The organism is Sphingomonas kyeonggiensis (assembly GCF_030812785.1).
GTDB classification, from domain to species: domain Bacteria; phylum Pseudomonadota; class Alphaproteobacteria; order Sphingomonadales; family Sphingomonadaceae; genus Sphingomonas; species Sphingomonas kyeonggiensis_B.
On the sequence record NZ_JAUSTJ010000001.1, the window covers coordinates 1876485 to 1891667 of the forward strand.

A 15183-nucleotide genomic window follows, 5' to 3' on the forward strand; every position below is an offset into this window, starting at 1 on the left:
CCGATGACCGACGAACCCGCGATTCCCGCCGCGACCGTGATCGTGATGCGCGAGATGCCCGGCGGGGCGCCCGAGCTGCTGATGGTCGAGCGGGCGGCGGCGATGTCGTTTGCGGGCGGGGCGCTGGTGTTTCCCGGCGGGCGGGTCGATCCGGGCGACCTGGTGCTGGCCGGGCTGCACGGCGGCGATGCCGAGGAGCAGGCCGCGCGCATCGCCGCGATCCGCGAGACGCTGGAGGAAGCGGGTGTCGCGGTGGGGCTCGATCCGGCCGGCGACATGGTCGCGCTGCGCGATCGGCTCTATGCCGGCGAGCCGATGGGCGAGCTGCTCGAGGAGGCGGGCGCGGCGCTGGCGCTCGATACGCTGGTGCCGTTCGCGCGCTGGCTGCCGGCAGGCGTGCACCACAAGGTGTTCGACACGCGCTTCTATCTGGTCCGCGCGCCCGAGGGGGCCGAGCCGCTGGTCGACGGCAACGAGAATGTCCGCCTGTTCTGGGCGAGCGCCCGGGCGGTGCTCGACGCGGCAGATGCCGGCGAGGTGCACATCATCTTCCCGACCCGGCGCAATCTCGAGCGGCTGGCGCTGTTCGGCAGCTTCGACGATGCGGTGGCCGACGCCCGGGCGCATCCGGTGCGGACGATCACGCCGTGGATCGAGGAACGGGACGGCGAGCGGCACCTCTGCATCCCCGACGATCTCGGCTATCCGGTCACCTCGCAGCGGCTCGACGAGGCGATCCGCGCGTGAAGGATGTGCGCCGGGCGATCTCGGCGACGATCCTGTTCGCCGTGCTGCTCGGGGGCGGACTGCTCGCCTGGGCGGCGCTGCGCGGGCGGCCGCAGGACCTGCCCTGGACGCGGCTCGACCTCAGCCAGCCGATCGGCATCTTCACCGGGCGCAAGCTCGCCGGGCTGACCGACGACTTTGCCGAGTGCCGTGCGCTGCTCCGCTCGGCCGGGGTTCGCTACACCGTGCTGGCCCAGGTGACGGGCGAGGATGCGCAGTGCGGCTATGCCGATGGCGTGCGGCTGGTGGGCGGCGGGTCGCGGGGGATCGGGTTCAGCCCCGCGAACCTGGGCACCTCCTGCCCGGTGGCGGCGGCGCTTTCGCTGTGGGAATGGGAGGTGGTCCAGCCGGCAGCGCAGAAGCATTTCGGGGCGGCGGTGACGCAGGTCGAGCATCTCGGCAGCTATTCGTGCCGGCGGATGTACGGGCGCAGCGCCGGGGACTGGAGCGAGCATGCGACGGCGGACGCGATCGACGTAGCGGGGTTTCGCCTGGGCGACGGGACGCGGATCAGCGTGGTGAAGGACTGGGGCGAGGGCGGGGCGAAGGCCGCATTCCTGCGCGAGGTGCGGAGCGGCGCGTGCCGGCTGTTCTCGACCGTGCTCTCGCCGGACTACAACGCCGCGCACCGCGACCACCTGCACCTTGACGAGGCGGAGCGGGGCGAGATGGGGTGGCGGGCGTGCAGGTGAGGTCCTCCCCCGCTTCGCGAGGGAGGAGTTTTAGTCTTCAGTTCGGCAGGGCGGCCGAGTCGACCTTTTCCACCCAGGCCGGGTAGAAGCTCGGCTGGCGGTTCGACCAGCCCGAGGCAGTCGCGGCGGCTTCGCTGATCGACTGGAGCAGCTTGCGGCGCAGCTCCGGATGGAGGTGCGGCAGCGCCGCCGCGGCGCAGAAGGCCGAGGGGAGCCACGGGCGCACTTCGGCGCCGATCAGCCGCTCGTAGAGGAAGCGGAAGGCCGAGAAGCTGGTGAGGCGGCCCTGGCTGAGGTCGAAGGCGGCGATGGCGACGAGCGGGGCCATGAACGGCTCGATCGAGTCGAGGTCGCTGTCGTCGGGCATCAGCGCGCGCACTTCCTGGAGGCGCTCATAGATATGCGCCTGGGCGCGGATGCTGGCAGCCTCGACCACGTCGCGCGACCAGCGGAGCATCGCGTCGTCGCGCTCCAGCCCGATGTCGAGCGAGCGGCGGATGTAGCGCTGCGTCGCTGCGGAGAATCCCGCGAATTCCTTCATTTCGGCCAGCGTCATCGCGCCTTCTGCCGGCTTAGCCCGTGCTCCCATCGTTCAAAACTCCCACCCCAAAATTACCCTCCAGGACAGATACTGCGCCCATATGGTTAACGGGTCGCTTAACCTGTCGTCGTCCCCTGTTCATTATAGGAGACCAACCGATTCCGCGGCGCAACATGGATGCGACGAACCGAAGTCGCGCTTGTGGAAAAGCTTGCCGGGTGATGGGCTTGCGCAACGATATTGCCCATTCGTGGCCTATCCGGGTCCGGGTTCGCCCGGAGGGTCTGGCCGGCTTTCGGGAGGGGCGGCACGAAGTTTCGAGGCAAAGGTTCCCTCCGGCGGAGGGTTTTTTGCAGGTCATCGGCTCGTCGCAACGGTTCGTCGGATCGACGAGCCGCAGGGGTGTACTTCGCGCCTATACTTTGGTCAGTCGCACTCAACACCTGACTGCTTCCTGACCGGGGGGTCCATGAATTTCCGCGTTTTCGCAGCGCGTTTCGCGCTGATGGCTGTTTGCACGCTGATGATGGCCGCTCCGCAGGCGGCTTCGGCCAAGGGCCGTACCTTCTGGCAGTGCGCGCCCTATGCCCGCGAGATTTCCGGCGTGAACATCCATGGCAATGCCTGGACCTGGTGGAACCAGGCCGCCGGCCGCTACCAGCGCGGCGAGGCCCCGAAGGTCGGCTCGGTGATGTCGTTCCAGCGCACCTCGAAGATGCCGCTCGGCCATGTCGCGATGGTCAGCCAGATCGTCAGCGACCGCGAAGTGCTGCTCACCCATGCCAACTGGTCGCGTGCCGGCGGCATCGAGCGCAACGTCCGCGCCGTCGACGTGTCGGCCGCGGGCGACTGGAGCGAAGTGAAGGTGTGGTTCGCGCCGGTCGGCGGCCTCGGCACCTCGGTCTATCCGGTCAACGGCTTCATCTATTCGGACGGCGCGCCGCGCGACTTCAGCGACGACGACTTCAAGCCGTCGCTCGACCTCGACCTCAGCGACCTGATGGCGGAAGCCAAGAACGAGATCCCCGACGCGGGGTGATCGGTTCTAGAGCTTCGGAACTGGGAAAGCCCGGCAGTGCCGGGCTTTTTCGTATGTATTTCATTCCTCCCTCGCTCCGCAGGAGCGGGGGAGGGGGACCGCGCGACGCAGTCGCGTGGTGGAGGGGGTGTGGCGGGGCGGAGCGCCCCCTCCACCACCGCCTTCGGCGGCGGTCCCCCTCCCCCGGAGGTGCCCTCCGAGGGAGGAATTAGGTTAGCCCTTCGCCACGAACGCCAGCGCGACGCCGTTCATGCAGTAGCGCTTGCCGGTCGGCCTCGGGCCGTCGTCGAAGACGTGGCCGAGATGGCCGCCGCAGCGGCGGCAGCGGACTTCGGTGCGGCGCATGCCGAGCGAATTGTCCGCATCGGTGGCCACCGCGTTGGGAAGCGGCTGCCAGAAGCTCGGCCAGCCGGTGCCGCTGTCGAACTTGGTCGTGGAGCTGAACAAAGGCAGCGCGCAGCCGGCACAGGTGAAGGTGCCGGCGCGGTGCTCCTTGTTGAGCGGGCTGGAGAAGGCATACTCGGTCGCGCCCTGGCGCAGCACGCGATAGGCGGCGGGGCTGAGCCGCTTGCGCCACTCGGCGTCGCTGAGCGTGAAGGGGAATTTCTGCGCCGCCTCGGCGGGCGCGCCGCCACAGGCTGCGGTGAAGGCGCCGAGACCGGCGATGGCGAGGAAGCTGCGGCGGTTGGTTTCCATATGGGAGATGTGGGCTTCTGCTCCCCTCCCTGCAAGGGAGGGGTTGGGGGTGGGTTGCGACCCCGGCGAAGGCCGGGGGCGCCCAGCCAGCCGGCAGCCGAAAATAGAAAAGGCCGGGCATCGAGCCCGGCCTTTCCTAACCCACCCCTAGCCCCTCCCTTGCAGGGAGGGGAATTTGTCGGGCCTCAATAGTGGCTCAGCTCCACGGCCATCTTCTTGTACCCGTGGACGAAGCAGGCCGCGACGCGTTCCGGCTCGGCCAGCACGTTCACCCGCAGGCGGCGCTTGGCCATTTCCTCCATCAGCACACCGATCTGCAGCTCGGCCAGGCGCGCGCCGACGCAGCGGTGGATGCCGTGGCCGAAGGCGAGGTGGCGGCGGGCATTCTCGCGGTCGACGATGATCCGGTCGGCATCCTGGAAGACGCTCTCGTCGCGATTGGCCGAGATGTACCAGAGGCCGAGCTTGTCGCCTTCGCGGATCTTGTGGCCGTCCAGCTCGGTATCCTGCGTCGCGGTGCGGCGCATATGGGCGAGCGGGGTCTGCCAGCGGATGATCTCCTGCGTGGCATTGTGGATCAGCCCGGGATCGGCCTCGAGCTTGGCGCGCTCGTCGGGGAACTGGTTGAGCCCCCAGGCATAGGCGCTCATCGAGTTGCGCGTGGTGTCGTTGCCGCCGACGATGAGCAGGATGAGGTTCCCGAGGAACTCCATCTGGTCCATGTGGCTCATCGCGTCCGAATGGATCATCATCGAGATCAGGTCGGGCCGCGGCTCCTTGCCTAGCTTGCCCTGCCAGAGATTGCCGAAATAGGCGGCGCATTCGAACAGGATCTGACGGCGTTCCTCCTTGCGGACGGGATCCTTGGCGATCTCGATATCGCCGGCCCAGTCGGACCAGTAGGTGAGCTTGCGGCGCTCCTCCCAGGGGAAGTCGAACAGCAGCGCCAGCATCTGGGTGGTCAGCTCGATCGAGACGCGGTCGACCCAGTCGAATTCCTCGCCGACCGGCAGCGAATCGAGGATCTCGGCGGTGCGCATGCGGATATTGTCGCTCATCCGCACCATCTCGCTCGGCGTGAAGGCGGGGGCGACGGTGCGGCGCTGGTCGGTGTGCTTGGGCCGGTCCATCGCGATGAACATCGGCATCTTGATGTCGCCCTCGGCGATGTCGGCGATGGTGATGCCGCCGGCCTCGGACGAGAAGATCTCGGGCAGCGACTCGACCTGGACGAGCGGCTTGTAGGTGGCGATCGACCAGAAGGGGCCGAAGGCGGTGTTCTCGTGATAATGGATGCCGCCGCGGGCGCGCAGCTCGCGGAAGGGCGCGTGCCAGGTGTCGTCGCGGTAGAGCTCGGGGCGGCTGACGTCGAGCGGATCGACCGCCGGGGTGCCGGGAGTTCCGGTTTCGGTCGCAAGCGTAGCCATGCTGCCTCTCCTGTATTCTGCGGAGAGGGAATACCTAATTGACAGTCGTGTCAATAGTGAGAGGTGATAGGGGGTAGGCGGGCTATCGCAAATAGCCGTCATCCCCGCGGAGGCGGGGATGACGATCAAATAGGTGGCGCGCACCGGGCACCGCCGCGTTCCGCGCCGGCCCCTCCACCATTCGCTGCGCGAATGGTCCCCCTCCCCGAGACAAGCTCGGGGAGGAATTTAGATGGTCGCCTCGATCTTCGTCTTGCGCTTGGGGCTGCCCGACTTGAGCACGCCGCGGCGGAAGACGCGGGCGCCAACGGTGATGATGATCGCCACCCACAGCGCCTGCCAGGCGAGCGCGAGCAGATGCGGCCAGATCACCGGGGAGCTGCCCGCCAGCCCGATCATCGCGAAGGGCGAGCTGAACGGGAAGACCTGCGCCGCGATCTCGACCCAGCTGCCCGGCCGCGTCGCCGCGCCCAGCGCCAGGCCGAACATCATCATCTGGAAGATGGTGATCGGCAGCGACAGCATCTGCAGCTCGCGCTGGGTGGAGGTCAGCGCGCCGATGCTGAGGAACATCGCGCCGAGCAGCATGTAGGACATGGTGAAATAGGTGATGAACAGCAGCGCATAGGTCGGCGCGCCGATCACCGCGACCACGCTGGGGAAGCCGGCGGCGATCTCGGGCGGCAGCAGCCTGGTCGCGTTGATGAGCACCGTCGCCCAGAACAGCACGAACAGCATTGCGGCGCCGAACATGCCGATCAGCTTGCCGAAGAATACGCTTTCCAGGGGGACGGCGGCGGCAAGGATCTCGATCACCTTGTTCGAGCGCTCCTCGGCCATGGTGCCGACCGCCTGGCCCGAGAGGAACAGGGTGAGGAAGAAGATCGCGAACACGCCGATCGAGGCGGCCTGGCCGCGCCCGGTGGGCGAGCCCTGGCCGCGCTTGACCGCGGTCTGGGTGACGGTGGCGAGCGGCTCGGCATTGCCCAGCTTCTGGGCACGCAGGCTCTGCTCGGCGAGCTGGGTTAGGAACTGCGCCTCGGTCCAGCCGCGGCGGGCATAGAGGATCTCGGGCTTGTCGAGCGGGCCGTAGAGCACGGCGGCGGCATCGAACTTGTCGCTGTCGAAATAGGCCCGCGCCTGCGCCGCCGGATCGCCCTGCGGTGCCTCGACGGTGAGCGGCGGCGGCATGATCTCGCTCTTCCTGGGGAAGAGCTTGCGCAGCTGCCGGTCGGTCTCGATCAGGGTGGGCGCCTGGGAGGGCGGGGCGATCACCACCATCTTCATCTGCGAATCGTCGCCGACGATCGACTGGGCGCCGATGCCGCCGACCGCGCCGAAGCCGATCATCAGCACCGGGGCGAGCAGGAAGAGCAGGAAGGTGGGGGTGAAGACGGTGGCGGTGAAGTCGCGGCGGGCGACGGTCAGCGCCTGGCGCAGCATGCGCGAAAACTTGCTCATGCCGCTTCCTCCTCGTCCTGATCCTTCAGGGCATCGGCACCGACGATCTTGACGAAGGCATCGTGCAGGCCGGGCCGTTCGATCGACAGGCCGGAGACGCCGTAGCCGCCGTCGATCAGCTTCACGAGCAGCGCCTCGATGCCGTTGGCCGGCAGGGTGAAGCGCCAGCCATCGCCTTCGCGCACGGCATCGGCGGGGAGCAGGACATGGGCACCCTCGACATTGTGGTGCGGCGTGTAATGCGCCTTCATCGGCAGCGTCGCGCGGGCATCGTTGACCGTGCCTTCGAAGCGGACCTTGCCGCCGGCGATGATCGAGAGGCGGTCGCAGAGCCGCTCGGCATGCGCCATGACGTGGGTGGAGAAGAGGATGGTGGCGCCGCGGTCGCGCTCGGCGCGGATCAGCTTTTCGAGCTTCTCCTGGTTGACCGGATCCAGGCCTGAGAACGGCTCGTCGAGGACGAGCAGCTGGGGCTCGTGGACCACCGAGCCGAGCAGCTGGACGAGCTGCGCCATGCCCTTGGAGAGCTTGCGGATCTTCTCGTCCTTGGCATGGCCGAGCCCGGCATTGTCGAGCAGCGTGTCGGCGCGCTTGCGTCCGGTCGCCCAGGGCAGGCCACGCAGGGCACCCATGAAGGCGATCGCCTCGCGGCACTTCATGTTTGGATAGAGGCCGCGCTCCTCGGGGAGATAGCCGACCAGGTCGCTGGCGTCGCGCGGATGGCCATAGCCGAGCATCGAGCGCTCGCCTTCGTCGGGCTCGATGATGCCGAGCAGCATGCGCAGCGTGGTGGTCTTGCCGGCGCCGTTCGGGCCGAGCACGCCATAGACCAGCCCCTTGGGAACCTTGATGTCCACGCCGTCAACCACGCGGCGATCGCCGAAATATTTGACGAGCCCTTGGGCGCTTACGGCCAATTCTCCAGTCAAATGGAGTCCCTCCCTGATTGCTTTGGTGGTAGCGGGTCGGCGTGGAACAGCACAAGCCACTCGAAGCACTAATAAAGGCCAAAGCCGCCGAAATCGGCTTCGCGGCCTGCGGGATCGCGCGCGCCGATGCCGCGCCGAAGACCGCCGAGCGGCTGCGGCAATGGCTGGAGGACGGGCGCCACGGCTCGATGCTGTGGATGGAGGAGCGGGCGCATCATCGCGAGAGCCCGGCGGGGCTGTGGCCCGAGGTGCGCTCGGTGATCTCGCTGGGGATGAGCTATGCGCCGGCGCGCGACCCGCTGGCGCTGGCCGGGCATGGCGAGATCGGGCGGATCTCCACCTATGCCCAGGGGCAGGACTATCATGACGTGGTCAAGCGGCGGCTGAAGGAGCTGGCGCGCTGGCTGGTCGCCGAGGCGCCGGGGACCGACCTGAAGGTGTTCGTCGATACCGCGCCGGTGATGGAGAAGCCGCTGGCCGAGGCGGCGGGGCTGGGCTGGCAGGGCAAGCACACCAATCTGGTCAGCCGCAGCCATGGCAGCTGGCTGTTCCTCGCGGCGATCTACACCACGGCGGAACTGGAACCCGATGCGCGGGTGCGCACCACCTGCGGCAGTTGCGATGCGTGCCAGACGGCGTGCCCGACCGATGCCTTTCCGGCGCCCTATCAGCTCGATGCGCGGCGCTGCATCTCCTACCTGACGATCGAGCACAAGGGGCCGATCCCGGAGGAGTTCCGCGAAGGCATCGGCAACCGCATCTATGGCTGCGACGATTGCCTGGCGGTGTGCCCGTGGAACAAGTTCGCCCATGCGGCGCAGGCGAACCTGGCGTTCGTGCCGCGCGCCGAGCTGACCGCGCCGGCGCTGGCGGACCTGCTGGCGCTCGACGATGCGGGGTTCCGCGAGGTGTTCTCGGGATCGCCGATCAAGCGGATCGGGCGCGACCGGATGGTGCGCAATTGCCTGATCGCGGCGGGGAACAGCGGGGATGCCGGGCTGGCCGAGCCGGTGCGGGCGTTGCTGGGGGATGCGGACGAGACGGTGCGGGAGGCTGCGGGGTGGGCTTTGGCCAAGTTAAGCCCCTCCCCTTCAGGGGAGGGGTTGGGGTGGGGGCTGTCCGCTGGCTCCCGCTCTCGGTGAGACACATGCCCCACCCCAAACCCCTCCCCTGAAGGGGAGGGGCTTAAGCGATCACCGCGCCCTTGCCCCGCTCAGTGCCGCCACACAGCTCGCCTCGTCGATCGGGCGGCCGTCGCGCTGGCGGGCGTCGACATGGGTGACCACCGGCTCGCCGCGGCTCTGCGGATAGAGATAGGTGTCGAGCACGCAGATCGGGCCGGCGAATTGCAGCTTGCGCGCGGTGCCCTCGCTCATGTCGAGCTGGGGCTTGCCGAAGCGCGCGATCAGGCGCGGGGCGGTGGCGCCCTGGACGGCGGCGAGGCCGCCGGGCAGCGGGGTGGCGGGGCCCGGGGTGGGGCGGGCGCTCGGCGTGGCGCGCGCGCTCGGCACCGGCACATAGCCGGCGCGGGGCGGGGGGATCACGCCTTCGCCGCCACAGGCGCCGAGCGCCAGGGCCGTGATCAGGATGAGTTTCTTCATTGTGCCCGCCTCCCGCGGTGAAATGCGTGCGTGGCCATCGCGGCTCCCAGCACCGGGGCGACCAGGTTGAGGATCGGGACGAGCAGAAGCCCGGTGCCGACCGCGCCGAGCGTGAAGCGGCCGATGCTGGTCCGCCGGCGCCAGCCGCGCAGCTCGCCGCGCGGCATGTGGCGGGCGGCGACCATGTCGCCCAGGTCGCGGCCGAGCAGCCAGGAGTTGACCAGGAAGAAGGCGAGCGCGGTGCCGATGCCGGTGACCAGCAGGATCAGGTAGAGCGGCGAGAGCAGCAGGTTGATCGCGAGCAGCCGCACCGCCGAGCCGAGGCCCATCGCGATCGAGCGGCCGAGCGGCACGTCGATCGCCTGGGCATGGGCGCCGGGATAATGTTTCTTCTCGACCGCGGCGACGACCTCGTCGGCGAAGATGCCGATCACCGCGACGGCGATCGCGCGGAACATCAGCCAGTGGAAGAGGATCACCAGCAGGATCGTGGTAATGTCGGCGAACGCCTCCGAGCCGCTCCAGCCGCCGAGCCAGGCGGAGATCCAATCGGCCAGCGCGTGCATGCCGAACCACAGGCCGATGCTCGCCGCGGCGAACAGCACCAGGGTCAGCAGCACGGACTTGACGAAGACGGCGAGTATCGGCCGGTCGAACAGCTGGCCCAGCGAGAGGAAGAAGGCCTGAATCATTGCGCTATCCTTTGCCCGCTACTAGGGCGGCGGCGCAATCTTTTTGGAGCACCCATTTGACCAGCCCGACCTATGACGTCGTCGCCATCGGCAACGCGATCGTCGACATCCTCGCCCAGGCGGAGGACAGCTTCATCGAGGAGATCGGCGTCGCCAAGGGCTCGATGCAGCTGATGTTCTCGCCCGAGGAAGCCGACGCGCTCTACGCCAAGATGGGCCCGGGCCGCGAAGTTTCGGGCGGCTCGGCGAGCAACACCGTGGCGGGCCTCGCCGCGCTCGGCAGCAAGACCGCGTTCATCGGCCAGGTCGCCGACGACCAGCTCGGCGAAGTCTTCGCGCACGACCTGCGCGCCGCCGGCGTGCATTTCGATACCGCGGTGCGCCCCGGCCAGCCGACCACCGCGCGCTGCCTGATCTTCGTGACGCCGGACGGCCAGCGCACGATGAACACCTTCCTCGGTGCCTCGCAGTTCCTGCCGGCCTCGGCGCTGGACGAGCAGCTGATCGCCAGCGGCGCGATCCTCTATCTCGAAGGCTATCTGTGGGATCCGGAAGAGCCGCGCGCGGCGATGCGCAAGGCGATCGAGATCGCGCGGGCGAATGGCCGCAAGGTCGCGTTCACGCTCTCCGACGTGTTCTGCATCTCGCGCCACGGCGACGATTTCCGCAAGCTGATCGAGGACGGGATGATCGACATCCTGTTCGCCAACGAGAACGAGCTGCTCGCGCTGTGCGAGCATGAGGAATTCGAGGCGGCGGTGCAGCACATCCACGGCAAGGTGCCGGTGCTGGTCGTCACGCGCAGCGAGAACGGCGCGATGGCGCTGGTCGGCGACGAGCGCGTCGAGGTTCCGGCCGAGCCGATCGCCCGGCTGGTCGACACCACCGGCGCCGGCGACAGCTTCGCCGCGGGCTTCCTCCACGGCCAGGCCCAGGGTCGCTCGGTCAAGGACTCGCTCCGCCTGGGCGCGCTGTGCGCCGCCGAGATCATCCAGCATTACGGCGCGCGCGCCGAGGTGGATCTGAAGGCGCTGGCGGCAGAGAAGCTGGGCTGATCGCCTGACACCTCTCCCGCTTTCGCGGGAGAGGGAGGGGCCCGCCGCGAAGCGGTGGGAGGGTGAGGGCAGTTCTGCCAAACGATCGCTTCCTCGCCTGGAAGAAGTGCCCTCACCCAACCCTCTCCCGCGAAAGCGGGAGAGGGCTTTGAATAGAAAAAGGGCCGGAGGATCGCTCCTCCGGCCCTTTTCTCATGCCCGGAAACCGGCGCCCTTAATGGGTGCCGGGGACCGGCGGGTCCAGTTCCTCATAGGCCTGGTGCTCGGGCACATCGACGATGCCGCGGCCGACATGGCTGCGCGAGCGGCTGTAGCCGAAATAGACCAGCAGGCCGATCGCCGCCCAGATCAGGAAGAGGATGATGCTCTTGTGATCGAGGCTGACGAACAGATAGAGGCAGCCCAGGATCGCGAACGGCGCGGTGACGTATACCAGCGGCGTCTTGAACGGGCGCTTGCGGGTCGGGTCGGTCTTGCGGATCACCATCACGGCGATCGACACCGCGGCGAAGGCGAACAGCGTGCCCGAGTTGGAGATGTTGGCAAGCTGGCCGACCGGGAAGAAGGCCGCGAACAGCGCCACCGCGATGCCGGTGATGATCGTGATCACGTGCGGCGTGTTGTAGGTCGGGTGGATCTTCGAGAAGGCGGCGGGGAGCAGGCCGTCGCGGCTCATCACGAAGAAGATGCGGGTCTGGCCGAACATCATCATCAGGATGACCGAAGGCAGCGCCAGGCCGGCGGCGAGGCCGAGCAGGTTGCCGATCTGCGGCCAGCCGATCTCGCGCAGGGTGAAGGCGAGCGCTTCCTTCGAGCAGACGACGTCCTTGAAGCCTTCGGCGGCGCGCGTGGCGCACTGGGCGGCAAGCTCGCGGCTGCCCGGCTCGAGCGCATGGCCGGCGGCATCGACCACCGGCTGGCTGCTGAGGCCCGGGGCGCCGATCACGCCGGCGGCGACGAGCAGGTAGAAGATGGTGCAGATGGCGAGCGAGCCGATCAGGCCGATCGGCATGTTGCGCTGCGGGTTCTTGGTCTCCTCGGCCGCGGTGGAGACCGCGTCGAAGCCGACATAGGCGAAGAAGATCGACGCCGCCGCCATCGAGACGCCGATGATGCCCGTCGGGGCGAAGGGCGAGAACTGCGCGCCGTTCATCACCGGCACGGCCAGCACGATGAACACGGTGAGCGCGGTGATCTTGATCGTGACCAGGATGGCGTTGACCGTGGCGCTCTCCTTGGTGCCGATGACCAGCAGCCAGGTGACCAGCGCGGCGATCAGCATCGCGGGCAGGTTGATCAGGCCGCCGTCGAACGGTCCGGTGACCAGCGAGGCGGGTATGTCGATATGGAAAGTATGCTCGATCAGGCCGATCACATAGCCGGACCAGCCGACCGAGACCGCGCCCGCGGCGACCGCATATTCGAGGATGAGGGCCCAGCCGACCATCCAGGCGATCAACTCGCCCATCACGGCATAGCTATAGGTATAGGCCGAGCCCGAGACCGGGACCATCGAGGCCATTTCGGCGTAGCAGAGTGCGGCGAAGGCGCAGACCACGCCGGCGATGATGAACGAGATCATCATGCCGGGGCCGGCCTTTTGCGCGGCTTCGGCGGTAAGAACGAAAATGCCGGTGCCGATCACCGCGCCGATGCCGAGCATGGTGAGCTGAAACGCTCCCAGCGACCGGTGGAGCGATTTTTTCTCGGCGGTGGCCAGGATGGCATCGAGTGGCTTTACGCGCCCGAAGATCATGGATGGTCCCCTCTACGGCGGTGTATCCCGCCGCCCCGTTTGGATGAAAGCGCGGAGCCTAGCCGCAAAACCGGTGGAGGCAATGCTTTAGTGGCCGAAAGCGCGGCTTTAGCGCAGGAATACGTCGAGCCGTGGGGCGCTGGCGCACGGAAATCCTGGAAATGGCGTCGCCATGGCCGGTTTCCGGCACCGGATCAGTGCGGTGCGGCCCTGGAGAAGAGGTTCATCACCAGCACCCCGGCGATGATCAGCGCCATGCCGAGCATGGCCGGCAGGTCGAGCTTCTGCCCCTGGAACAACCAGGCGATCGCCGCGATCAGTACGATGCCGACGCCCGACCAGATCGCATAGGCGATGCCGGTCGGTATCTCGCGCAGGGTGAGCGAGAGGAAATAGAAGGCGACCGCATAGCCGAGGATCGTGACTGCCGAGGGGATCAGCCGGGTGAACCCCTCGGACTGCTTCATGAACGAAGTCGCGGTGACCTCGGCGACGATCGCGATGGCGAGGTTGAGATAGCGCATGGCCTGCTGGCAAGCAGGCTGCGGCGCCTTTTGCAAGCCTGCCGGATCCGGGCTCAGTCGTGCGTCTGCACTTCCCAGCTCGCGTGCAGCACGGTGCGGGTCTTGGCGAGATGCGCGACGATTGCGTCGAGATCGGCATCGACCGCGCCGGTGCTGATCAGGGTCGCCCGGATCTCGACCAGGTCCTCGGCGCGCTCGAGGATCTCGGTATCGGCCACGGGATAGCGCATCAGCTCGAGGTGATCGACGAGCGTATCGCGCAATGCCGATGCATTGGCCGGGTTTGCGGTGAGCGTGACCGAATAGGTCGCCTCCAGCGCGCCGCCGGCCAGCGGGATGCGGTTGATCGCGTTGACGATGGGACGCAGCAAAGTGTTGCCGACCACCACGAATATGGTGAGCGTCGCGGCCTCGGCGGCCATGTCGGTTCCGGCACAGGCCCCCACCGCCGCCGAGCACCAGAGCGTGGCCGCGGTATTGAGGCCGCGGACGTTCATGCCTTCCTTCATGATCACGCCCGCGCCGAGGAAGCCGATCCCCGAGACGGTGTAGGAGATCACCCGCACCGCCTCGACATCGCCGGCGAGCCGCTGGGCGAGATCGACGAACGCCGCGGCGCCCAGGGCGACCAGCGCGTTGGTGCGCAGGCCGGCGGTGCGCTGGCGATACTGGCGCTCGGCGCCGATCAGCGCGCCCAACACCAGCGCGAGCGCATAGCTGACCAGCGTGTCGAGATAGGCGGCCAGATGGAAGGTGTGGAGGAAATGCATGACGGCCCCCGAGCCGGTGCTTCCTGCTAGCGCGACAGCATCGGACCGAGCTGGCGGCCGGCGAAGATATGGACATGGAGGTGCGGAACCTCCTGGTGCGCGTTGGTGCCGGTATTGGCGAGCAGCCGGTAGCCGGGCTTCACCAGGCCCGCCTCGCGCGCGACATGGCCGACGGCGCGGACGAAGCCGGCGATCTCGGCGTCGCTCGCCTTGGCCGAAAAATCGTCCCACGACACATAGGGGCCCTTGGGGATCACCAGGATGTGATGCGGCGCCTGCGGGTTGATGTCGTGGAAGGCGAGGGCGAATTCGTCCTCGAACACCTTCTTCGACGGGATATCGCCGCGCAGGATTTTCGCGAAGATGTTCTGGTCGTCATAAGGCTGGGTGGCGTCGATGGGCATGTTCTTCCCCTTCCGCTTGCGGGAGGGATTAGGGGAGGGGCTGTCCTCCCGCCTGCCGCATCGTTTGGAAGGTCACATGCCCTCCCCCGGCCCCTCCCGCAAGCGGAAGGGGGGGCGTATCAGGCAGGCCGGCTCGCCTTTTCCTCGATCCCCGAAACCCCTTCGCGGCGGGCCAGTTCGGCGCGGATGTCGTCCAGCCCCAAGCCGGCATCGGCGAGCAGCACGAGCAGGTGGAAGACCAGGTCGGCGGCTTCCTTGGTCAGTTCCTCGCGGTCGTCCTGGATCGCGGCGATCACCGTCTCGGTGGCTTCCTCGCCCAGCTTCTGCGCGATCTTGGCGCGGCCGCGATGCGTCAGCTTGGCGACATAGGAGCTGTCCGGGCTCGCGGTGCGGCGCGCGCGGATGGTCTGTTCGAGGATGTCGAGCGGATCGGCCATGGCTCCCGGCTGCGGGAGGCGCGCGCCGCTGTCAATCCTGCGCCGTCAGTCTTTGGGCGATGTCTTGCGGAAGCGGGCGCGCAGCTGGCGCCGCACGAACCAGATGCCGCCGGCGGCGCAGGCGGCGAGCGCCAGATCCGAAAGCTCGGGCATCGAGCGGCTGCCCGCGCGGCCGGTATGCGGCGGCTCGTCGGCGGCGAAAGCCGGGATCGCGGCGAGCAGGGCCAGGGGCAGGAGAGCGGTGCGCATGGGCGGGACCCTAGGCGCAAAGCACCGACAAAGCGTTAATCAGGGTCCGTGCTGGTCGCGAGCAAGCCGCTTGCCGTTCGCACTGACCCTCACCCCGGTCTCCCCGGCTTTCGCCGGGGTCGAC

The 15183-nt window shown here is 68.1% G+C and carries 18 protein-coding genes; 5 read left to right on the forward strand and 13 right to left on the reverse strand.

All coding sequences use genetic code 11. From position 1 onward, the window contains the following. The first annotated feature begins 3 nt into the window (after positions 1–3). The gene (locus J2W22_RS09190; protein ID WP_307117916.1) at positions 4–747 is read left to right on the forward strand and encodes an NUDIX hydrolase; all 744 of its coding nucleotides are present in this window, start codon (positions 4–6) and stop codon (positions 745–747) included. Further along, complete coding sequence (locus tag J2W22_RS09195; protein WP_373422953.1) at positions 744–1478, forward strand: extensin-like domain-containing protein; 735 nt, start codon at positions 744–746, stop codon at positions 1476–1478. Before J2W22_RS09190 ends, J2W22_RS09195 begins: the two co-directional genes overlap by 4 nt. A gap of 37 nt (positions 1479–1515) precedes the next feature. On the opposite strand, the gene J2W22_RS09200 is transcribed toward J2W22_RS09195, so the two are convergent. After that, positions 1516–2067, reverse strand: a complete 552-nt coding sequence (locus tag J2W22_RS09200; protein ID WP_307117917.1) for a hypothetical protein — start codon at positions 2065–2067, stop codon at positions 1516–1518. A 421-nt stretch (positions 2068–2488) separates the two neighbouring features. On the opposite strand from J2W22_RS09200, the gene J2W22_RS09205 reads away from it, so the two are divergent. Then, a complete protein-coding gene (locus J2W22_RS09205) occupies positions 2489–3058 on the forward strand; it encodes a CHAP domain-containing protein (protein WP_307117918.1) in 570 nt (189 codons plus the stop codon). 213 nt (positions 3059–3271) lie between these two features. Here the strand turns inward: J2W22_RS09205 and msrB are convergent, their stop codons facing one another. The 4 genes from msrB to J2W22_RS09225 form a co-directional block, all read right to left on the reverse strand. Next, a complete protein-coding gene (msrB, locus tag J2W22_RS09210) occupies positions 3272–3754 on the reverse strand; it encodes a peptide-methionine (R)-S-oxide reductase MsrB (protein ID WP_307117919.1) in 483 nt (160 codons plus the stop codon). 185 nt (positions 3755–3939) lie between these two features. Beyond that, positions 3940–5181, reverse strand: coding sequence for a cytochrome P450 (locus J2W22_RS09215; RefSeq protein WP_307117920.1), 1242 nt, complete (start codon positions 5179–5181; stop codon positions 3940–3942). Positions 5182–5409: 228 nt separating this feature from the next. Next, the gene (locus tag J2W22_RS09220) at positions 5410–6642 is read right to left on the reverse strand and encodes an ABC transporter permease (protein WP_307117921.1); all 1233 of its coding nucleotides are present in this window, start codon (positions 6640–6642) and stop codon (positions 5410–5412) included. Further along, complete coding sequence (locus J2W22_RS09225) at positions 6639–7571, reverse strand: ABC transporter ATP-binding protein (protein WP_307117922.1); 933 nt, start codon at positions 7569–7571, stop codon at positions 6639–6641. The genes J2W22_RS09220 and J2W22_RS09225 overlap by 4 nt, the downstream gene beginning before the upstream one ends. A 41-nt stretch (positions 7572–7612) precedes the next feature. On the opposite strand from J2W22_RS09225, the gene queG reads away from it, so the two are divergent. Continuing rightward, positions 7613–8713 carry a tRNA epoxyqueuosine(34) reductase QueG gene (gene queG, locus J2W22_RS09230; RefSeq protein WP_307117923.1) on the forward strand — a complete coding sequence of 367 codons (1101 nt, stop codon included), beginning with the start codon at positions 7613–7615 and terminating at the stop codon, positions 8711–8713. Positions 8714–8764: 51 nt separating this feature from the next. Here queG and J2W22_RS09235 read toward each other — a convergent pair whose 3' ends face one another. Continuing rightward, a complete protein-coding gene (locus J2W22_RS09235) occupies positions 8765–9172 on the reverse strand; it encodes a hypothetical protein (RefSeq protein WP_307117924.1) in 408 nt (135 codons plus the stop codon). Further along, the gene (locus J2W22_RS09240; protein WP_307117925.1) at positions 9169–9864 is read right to left on the reverse strand and encodes an EI24 domain-containing protein; all 696 of its coding nucleotides are present in this window, start codon (positions 9862–9864) and stop codon (positions 9169–9171) included. Before J2W22_RS09240 ends, J2W22_RS09235 begins: the two co-directional genes overlap by 4 nt. 56 nt (positions 9865–9920) lie before the next feature. Between J2W22_RS09240 and J2W22_RS09245 the strand changes: the two genes are divergently transcribed. Next, on the forward strand, positions 9921–10919 hold the full coding sequence (locus J2W22_RS09245) for an adenosine kinase (protein WP_307117926.1): 999 nt from the start codon (positions 9921–9923) through the stop codon (positions 10917–10919). 214 nt (positions 10920–11133) lie between these two features. Here J2W22_RS09245 and J2W22_RS09250 read toward each other — a convergent pair whose 3' ends face one another. The 6 genes from J2W22_RS09250 to J2W22_RS09275 form a co-directional block, all read right to left on the reverse strand. Then, complete coding sequence (locus J2W22_RS09250) at positions 11134–12675, reverse strand: amino acid permease (protein ID WP_307117927.1); 1542 nt, start codon at positions 12673–12675, stop codon at positions 11134–11136. 194 nt (positions 12676–12869) lie between these two features. Beyond that, positions 12870–13199 (reverse strand): SMR family transporter, encoded by a 330-nt coding sequence (locus J2W22_RS09255; RefSeq protein ID WP_307117928.1) that lies wholly within the window; start codon positions 13197–13199, stop codon positions 12870–12872. Between the two features lie 53 nt (positions 13200–13252). Beyond that, positions 13253–13969, reverse strand: a complete 717-nt coding sequence (locus J2W22_RS09260) for an MgtC/SapB family protein (RefSeq protein WP_307117929.1) — start codon at positions 13967–13969, stop codon at positions 13253–13255. Between the two features lie 26 nt (positions 13970–13995). Further along, positions 13996–14373 (reverse strand): histidine triad nucleotide-binding protein, encoded by a 378-nt coding sequence (locus tag J2W22_RS09265; protein WP_307117930.1) that lies wholly within the window; start codon positions 14371–14373, stop codon positions 13996–13998. Positions 14374–14492: 119 nt separating this feature from the next. After that, positions 14493–14810, reverse strand: coding sequence for a phosphoribosyl-ATP diphosphatase (locus tag J2W22_RS09270; protein WP_307117931.1), 318 nt, complete (start codon positions 14808–14810; stop codon positions 14493–14495). Between the two features lie 45 nt (positions 14811–14855). Then, a complete protein-coding gene (locus tag J2W22_RS09275) occupies positions 14856–15059 on the reverse strand; it encodes a hypothetical protein (protein ID WP_307117932.1) in 204 nt (67 codons plus the stop codon). Positions 15060–15183: the final 124 nt, after the last annotated feature.